The sequence below is a fragment of the Reyranella sp. genome (assembly GCF_004296935.1).
In the GTDB taxonomy this organism is placed as follows: Bacteria; Pseudomonadota; Alphaproteobacteria; order Reyranellales; family Reyranellaceae; genus Reyranella.
In genome coordinates this window covers 21,570-28,888 of the sequence record NZ_SCVH01000113.1, presented here as the reverse complement: position 1 = coordinate 28,888, position 7,319 = coordinate 21,570, and the positions used below count along the sequence as shown (strand labels likewise).

General features: G+C 65.1%; 7 protein-coding genes. 3 read left to right on the top strand and 4 right to left on the bottom strand.

The window, feature by feature from the left end:
- A partial coding sequence (locus EPO55_RS16385; RefSeq protein ID WP_296338069.1) for a cytochrome c1 occupies nucleotides 1–618 on the top strand: 618 nt, incomplete at its 5' end.
- A 6-nt stretch (nucleotides 619–624) separates the two neighbouring features.
- On the opposite strand, the gene EPO55_RS16380 is transcribed toward EPO55_RS16385, so the two are convergent.
- From EPO55_RS16380 to EPO55_RS16370, 3 genes are read right to left on the bottom strand one after another with little or no spacing between them, the layout of a single operon-like run.
- A complete protein-coding gene (locus EPO55_RS16380; RefSeq protein ID WP_296338068.1) occupies nucleotides 625–1,533 on the bottom strand; it encodes a CoA ester lyase in 909 nt (302 codons plus the stop codon).
- On the bottom strand, nucleotides 1,530–2,765 hold the full coding sequence (locus EPO55_RS16375; RefSeq protein WP_296338066.1) for a CoA transferase: 1,236 nt from the start codon (nucleotides 2,763–2,765) through the stop codon (nucleotides 1,530–1,532). Before EPO55_RS16375 ends, EPO55_RS16380 begins: the two co-directional genes overlap by 4 nt.
- Nucleotides 2,758–3,444, bottom strand: coding sequence for a dienelactone hydrolase family protein (locus EPO55_RS16370; RefSeq protein ID WP_296338064.1), 687 nt, complete (start codon nucleotides 3,442–3,444; stop codon nucleotides 2,758–2,760). Before EPO55_RS16370 ends, EPO55_RS16375 begins: the two co-directional genes overlap by 8 nt.
- A gap of 69 nt (nucleotides 3,445–3,513) precedes the next feature.
- Between EPO55_RS16370 and EPO55_RS16365 the strand changes: the two genes are divergently transcribed.
- Nucleotides 3,514–4,137 carry an FMN-binding negative transcriptional regulator gene (locus EPO55_RS16365; RefSeq protein WP_296338063.1) on the top strand — a complete coding sequence of 208 codons (624 nt, stop codon included), beginning with the start codon at nucleotides 3,514–3,516 and terminating at the stop codon, nucleotides 4,135–4,137.
- 16 nt (nucleotides 4,138–4,153) lie between these two features.
- Here EPO55_RS16365 and EPO55_RS16360 read toward each other — a convergent pair whose 3' ends face one another.
- Nucleotides 4,154–5,032, bottom strand: coding sequence for a TauD/TfdA family dioxygenase (locus EPO55_RS16360; RefSeq protein WP_296338062.1), 879 nt, complete (start codon nucleotides 5,030–5,032; stop codon nucleotides 4,154–4,156).
- 243 nt (nucleotides 5,033–5,275) lie between these two features.
- Between EPO55_RS16360 and EPO55_RS16355 the strand changes: the two genes are divergently transcribed.
- Nucleotides 5,276–7,198: a PhoX family phosphatase gene (locus EPO55_RS16355; RefSeq protein ID WP_296338060.1), complete on the top strand. Its 1,923-nt coding sequence runs from the start codon at nucleotides 5,276–5,278 to the stop codon at nucleotides 7,196–7,198.
- Nucleotides 7,199–7,319 lie beyond the last annotated feature (121 nt).

The window sequence follows — 7,319 nt, the reverse complement described above, 5'->3', positions numbered from 1 at the left end:
TATGCCGAGGTCTGTTCGGCCTGCCATTCGCTGTCGCTGCTGGCCTACCGCAACCTGATGGAGCTCGGGCTCACCGACAATCAGGTGAAGGGCCTGATCAAGGACATCGTCGTGCCCGACCTCAACGACGACGGTCAGCCGATCGAGCGTCCGGCGCGTCTGTCAGACCGCTTCAAGAAGCCCTTCCCCAACGAGGCCGCTGCGGCCGCCGCCAACAACGGCAAGGCGCCGCCCGACCTCAGCGTCATCGTCAAGGCGCGCGAAGGCGGCGCGGATTACATCTACGCCATCCTCACGGGCTACGTGCCGTTCGACAAGCTGACGCCGGCGCAGATCAAGGAGTTCTCGGTCGGCAAGGACGACAACTTCAACACCTACTTCCCCGGCCACAAGATTGCCATGGCGCCGCCGCTGGCCGACGACAAGGTGACCTACGCCGACGGCACCAAAGCCACGATCGGTCAGGAAGCTTCCGACGTTACGGAATTCCTCGCCTGGGCTTCGGAGCCGTACATGGAGGACCGCAAGCGCACCGGCGTTCGCGTCATCCTCTTCCTTCTGGCGCTGGCCGGCTTGATGTACGCCGTGAAGCGCCAGGTGTGGTCCGACAAGCACTGACCCCGGTCAGCGCGCCGCCTTCTTGAGGCGGCGCTCGATCGCCTCGTGCCGCGCGATCAGACGGCGGGCGCGGTCGATCACCGGAATGTCGATCATCTTGCCATCGACCGAGAACGAGCCGCGGCCCTCAGCCGCGGCTTTTTCGTCGGCCTCAATCAGCTTTCTGGCGTAGGCCACTTCGTCGGCCGTGGGTGTGAAGGCTTCGTTCAGCGCCTGCACGAGACCGGGATGGATGCAGGTGCCGCCGGAAAAGCCGAAGCGGCGGGCGCGTTCGGCGCTCTTCCTGTAGGCGGCGGGATCGGAATAGTCGGCCACCGTGCCCAGGATTCCCATCATCGCGACGCCATGCGCTTGTGCTGCAAAGGCCACCAGGCGCTTGGGCAACTCGAGCGACTCGTCGCTCGGAATGGACCCGGTCTCGAGCGCGAAATCCTCGCCGCCCAGCATCATGGCGATGACTCTCGGGCCGTGCTCGGCGATGTCGTGGATCTGGCTCAGCGCGCGCGGGTGCTCGATCATGGCACCGAAGCCTACGCCACCGACCGGCATGCCGCGCTCGCGCTCAAGCTCGGTCACCATCTCGTCGAGCAGGCTGAGGTGCTGGACACCCTCGGTCTTGGTGATGAACAGCGCGGAGAGACCCGGCCGCACCGCGGCCTCGATGTCGGGAATCGCAAGCCGCAGCGGCCGATTGATGCGGACGGCGACGTCGGCGCCACCCTTCGCCACCTTCTTCATCGTCTCGGCCAGCATGGCGCGCGCCTCGGGTTTCTGCGCCGGCTGGACGCTGTCCTCGAGGTCGACCAGCACGCAGTCGGCGCCGCGCTCGTGTGCCTTGTCGATGAACTTGGGCACATTGCCCGGCACGTAGAGGGTCGAGCGCCAGACGGGCGGAGCGGGGCGAGAGACGGTCACTTCTTCTTTCCCTTCGATATGGCTCCCGATGCGCAGAGCTTGTCGTATTCGCCCACGCCCAGCAGCGGCTTCAACAGCGCCTCGTTGTGCTCGCCGACCTTGGGCGCCGCCGTCCGCAGTGCCCCAGGCGTACCGGAGAGGCGCGGCACGACGGGATGCGTCGGCAGGTCGCCCATCTCCTCGTCGGGAATCTCGATCAGCGCCTCGCGCTCCAGCACATAGTCGTCCTGCACGATCTGGGCGATGTCGTAGACCGGGCCGATGGTGACGCCGGCCTCGTCGAAGAATTTCAGGTTGGTGGCGAGATCGCGCGCCTTGATGAAGCCGCCGATGATGCCGTCGAGTTCGATGCCGTTCTTCACACGCTCGATATTGGTGGCGAACTTGGGATCCTTCACGAGCTCGGGCCGGCCGATCTTGACCAGCACGCGCTCGGCCATGCCCTGCGTCGAGGCCGACAGGCAAACCCAGTGGCCGTCCTTCGTTTCGTAGACGTTGCGAGGCGCTGCATTGGTCGAACGGCTGCCACTCCGCACTTTCACCTCGCCGGTGAGCTTGTGGTTTGCGGCCTGCGGGCCCAGCACCGAGAACAGCGGATCGAACAGCGGCAGGTCGAGTGTCTGGCCAGTGCCGCCGTTCACCTCGACTTCGCGCAAGGCCACCATGACGGCGCCGTAGCCGTAGAGCGCGGCCATGGCGTCGGCGAGATACATCGGCGGCAGCACCGGCTCGCGGTCCTCGAAGCCGTTCATCGAGGCGAAGCCGCTATAGCCTTCGATCAGGGTGCCGAAGCCCGGCTTGTGGCGAAAGCGGCCGTCCTGGCCCCAGCCGGAGATACGCACGATCACCAGCTTGGGATTGCGCGCGTGCAACTCGGCGGGCGAGAGGCCCATGTCCTCCAGTACGCCTGGCCTAAAGCTCTCGACCAGGATATGCGCCGAGGCTGCGAGGTCGCGCACGATCTTGCGGCCGGCATCGGAGCGCAGATCGAGCGCCACGCTCTTCTTGTTGCGGCTGTAAACCTTCCAGGCCGTCTCGACGCCCTTGACCCGCCACGAGCGCAGCGTGTCGCCCTCGGGCGGTTCGATCTTGATTACTTCGGCGCCGAAATCGGCGAGCTGCAGGGTGAGGATATTGCCTGCGACCAGGCGCGACAGGTCGACGACGCGCACCCCGGCAAGGGGACCGCGCGCCGTCGGATCGAAGGCCTTTTTTGCGGGTCTTTTAGCCAACGTGCTTGCCGAAGAACTCCAGTGTGCGGGCCATGGCCTGCTTGGACGCCGCCGCATCCCAGCTGCCGCGCTCGTCGCAATGGAAGCCGTGGTCGGCCGGATAGTCGAAAATCTGCACGTCGGGATGGAGCTTCCGCAGCTCGTTCACGTGCGTCATCGGGATGTGCATGTCCTTGTCGCCGAAATGCAGTTGCGTCGGCACCGTGGGCTTTTCGGTCCTGGCGCCGTGGATGCCGCCGCCGTAATAGCCCGACACCGCGTCGGGCTTCAGCCGCGTCGCGGCCAGCCAGGAGATGGTGCCGCCCCAGCAATAGCCGGTGACACCGACCTTCCTGGCGCCGCGAGTCTTGAGTTCCTGGATCGCCGCCTCGGTGTCTTGCACCGCCTTGTCGGTGAAGCCGGGTTGCATCACGTATCCGCGGCCCTCCGCGATGGTGTCGGGCGTGTAGCCGAGCTCGATGCCGGTCTTGATGTGGTCGAAGAAGCGCGGCGCCAGGGCGAGGTAGCCTTGGCTGGCGAAGAAGTCGGTCACTGCCTTGATGTGATGGTTGACGCCGAAAATCTCCTGGATGACCACGATGCCGCCCTTCGGCGTATTATTGGGCGCCGCGCCCTTCGGGGTCGCGAGATAGGCGCCGATTTCGCCGGCCGCCGACTTAAGACGTATATCTTCGCCCATGAGAATAACTCCCTCTGTTCGGTGTATTGGACATGGTAATTCAGTGGCATTCAACCCATTGGATCAGTGATGTATTTGCCGAAGCACTTCGAGGGCGACGAGGCCATAGGCCGGGAGATCATGCGGGCCCATAGCTGGGCGCTGCTGACCTCCACGGCCGAGGATGGCGCGCCGTTCACTACGCATCTTTCGTTGCTGTGGCAGGAGGCGGGTGGGCCGCATGGCTCGCTGATCGGCCATGTGGCGCGCGCGAACCCGCACTGGAAGCTGTTCATGCGCCCTGCGGAATCGCTGGCGTTGTTCTGGGGCCCGCACGCCTATGTGTCGCCGACCTGGTACACGCCGGGCGTAAAAGTGCCGACCTGGAACTATGTGACCGTGCACGCCTATGGCCGGCCGCAGATCATCGAGGACACCCAGGGCGCGCTCGAGGTGCTGGCGTCGCTTGCCCGCGAATACGAGGCCGCCGGCCCGGAAGGCTGGGGCCTCGACCGGCTGCCCGCCGGCAATGCCGAGGCGCAGACGCGTGGCATCACGGTGTTCCGCATGCCCCTCTCGCGCGTCGAAACCAAGATCAAGCTCAGCCAGAATCGCGAGCTGGCCGACCGCGAACGCGTCATCGCCAGGCTCGAAGCGTCCGACGGCCAGGACGCCCAGGGCACCGCGCGCTGGATGAAGCGCGTGCTGCCGTAGCCGGGCACCGCGTCTTTTACGAGGGAACGTCGCCCAAGACTGTGCAGCGGCGGATGATCCGTGGTTCGGTGGCGAGATCGTAAGCCCCCGCCTTGTGCAGGAGGCAGCGATTGTCCCAGACCATGAGGTCGCGCGGCCGCCAGTCGTGGAAATAGGTCCGGCAGATTTCGACGATGCGATCGTTGAGCCGATCGATGAAGGCCCGGCCCTCGTCGTAATCCATATCGACGATGCGCTCGGCGTGGTCACCGAGATACATCGCCTTGCGTCCAGTCTCGGGATGCGTCCGGACAACCGGCTGCTCGACGGGCGGTGCCGCCTTGCGCTGGGCATCGGTCATGGGCTCATCGCCGTGCCGGCGGTTTCGCGAGAAATCGAGATTGTGGACGGCGCGCATCGCCGCGAGGCGCTTCTGCTCGTCTGGTGGCATTGCCTCGAAGGCCGAATACATGTCCGCAAACCCGGTACCGCCACCGCGGCTTGGGATCACCTCGGCATAGAGCATCGTCGCCTTGGTCGTGTACGTTTGCCACGATCCGTCAGTGTGCCAGGCCAGCGTTCCGCGGTCCGGATGCCTGCCGTTCGGCTTTCCGTCAGGACCGACGTTCGAGAGCGTGTACAGTTCAGGATGGGCGTTGGCGTGATACTGGTTCATGACATGGACCTGTACCTTGCCGAACCGCCGGGCGAACGCGATCTGGTCGGCGGGCGGCAGATCCTGGTCGCGGAACAGCAGGAGCTGGTGGGCCAGGAAGGCGTCATAGATCGCCGGAAAGGTCGCATCGTCGATCGCCGAGACCGCGATCCCCTCGATTTCGGCACCAAGACCGCCCGCAAACGGACGCAGCCGAAATTTCGGAGGCACGAGGTTCGGCATGGCAGCAGCGGTCGGCATGGCGATCCTTCCCACAGACATTCGTCGTTTGGGGGGAAAGCTAGCGCCGCGCCGCCGCAGGGGTCAAACGGGGGCGCGCATGATCGTGTCCCTCGGATGACTTGGCACGCGGGAAATACCGCAGGTGCGCTACGGTTTGCGGACGGGCCTTGTGGATGAGGCTGAAACGAAAGTGACACAGAGTTGCAGCGTTGATATCGCGGGCCTGGGCTACCTCGGTCCCAAGCATCAAGGGAGATTGGGATGGACAGCTACGACAATTCGGAAGACGTCGGTTCGAACGCCAGCACCGAGCCCTCGATCGGCGAATTGATCGAGCGGCGGCTCGGTCGGCGCGGCGCCCTGCGCGGCCTGTTCGGAGCCGGCGCCGCTGCCGCATTGGGCCATGAACTGCTGGGCAGCACGGCGTTGGCCCAGGAGACCGGCCCGTCATCGCTCACCTTCAAGGAGGTGGCCCATGGGCTCGACAAGACACACCACATCCCCGAAGGCTACGAGGCGCAAGTGATCATCCGCTGGGGCGATCCGGTCGTGGCCGGTGCACCGGCCTTCGATCCCGCCAACCTGACGGCGGCGGCCCAGGAAAAGCAGTTCGGCTACAACTGCGACTTCATCGGCCTGCATGCCTTGCCCGTCGGCAGCACGACGAACGACCGGTTCCTCATGGTCGTCAACCACGAGTACACCGATCCCGGCTTGATGTTCGCCGGGTTGGGTTCGGGCCGTAGCGTCAACCTCAGGGCATCCAAGCCGCAGGTCGAGGTCGAGATGGCCGCGCATGGCGGTGCGGTGGTCGAGATCGTCCGCGAAGGCGGCACGTGGAAGGTCGTACCGGACAGCAAATACGCCCGGCGCATCACCGGCACCACGCCGATGGAAGTCTCCGGCCCGGCGGCTGGCCACGACAAGTTGAAGACATCTGCCGATCCGACCGGCGCCAAGGTGCTGGGCATGCTGAACAACTGTGCCGGCGGCAGCACCCCCTGGGGCACGTGGCTGACGGCGGAGGAGAATTTCAACGGCTATTTTGGCGGCGATGCCGAGAAGATGCCCGATGCCAAGGCCTACAAGCGCTACGGCATCTCGAAGGCCACCTGGTATGCCTGGGCGCAGCACATCGATCGCTTCAACGTCGAGAAGGAGCCGAACGAGCCCAATCGCTTCGGTTGGATCGTCGAGATCGACCCCTATGATCCTTCGGCGGCGCCGATCAAGCGCACCGCGCTCGGTCGCTTCAAGCATGAGGGTTGCACCTACGCCCTCGCCAAGGACGGCCGGGTCGTGTTCTACAGCGGCGACGACGAGCGATTCGACTATGTCTACAAGTTCGTCACGGCCAAACCGTGGAATCGTCAAGATCGTGCGGCGAACAAGAACCTGCTGGACGAAGGCACGCTCTACGTCGCCCGATTCGCCGACGACGGCAAGGTCGAGTGGTTGCCGCTGGTTCATGGCCAGGGCCCGCTGACGGCGGAGAACGGCTTTGCCAGCCAGGCCGACATCCTGATCTACACCCGTGTGGCCGCCGATCTCTTGAAGGCTACGCCGATGGATCGTCCCGAGGACGTCGAGACCAATCCGGTCAACGGTCGGGTCTATGTCATGCTCACCAACAACACGCGCCGCACCGAACAGCAGGTCAATCGCGCCAATCCTCTGGCCCGCAACGCCCACGGCCACGTCATCGAAATCACGCCCAAGGACGGCGACCATGCCTCGACCGAAGGTACGTGGTCGATCTTCATTGCCGGCGGCAAGCCAGGTATCGATGCCGGGGCGCGCTATCACCGGGCGACATCGGAGAACGGCTGGCTGTCCTGCGTCGACAACTGTGCTTTCGACAGCAAGGGCCGCATCTGGATCGCCACCGACGGCGCGCCGACGGCTGCCGGCATCGCCGACGGCCTTTATGGCGCCGACACCGCGGGTTACGGCCGCGGCCTGACGCGCTGCTTTTTCCAGGCGCCGACCGGCGCGGAAGTCTGCGGCCCGATCCTGACGCCCGACGACAGCACGGTATTCCTTTCCATCCAGCATCCCGGCGAGGATGCCGGATCGACCTTCGAGAAACCGTCGACGCGCTGGCCCGACTTCAAGGACGGCATGCCGCCCAGGCCATCCGTGATCGCCATCACCAAGAAGGGCGGCGGGCCGATAGGGTCGTAGGCCGAGCAAAGCTCGGCCTGAAAGCGTCAGGACATTGCGCAGCAATGTCCGGGAGCGCCGAAGAAAGAACGGCCACTCGCGTTCTGGTCTATTCCGCGCCGTGCGAGCTTTCGCGCTTGGT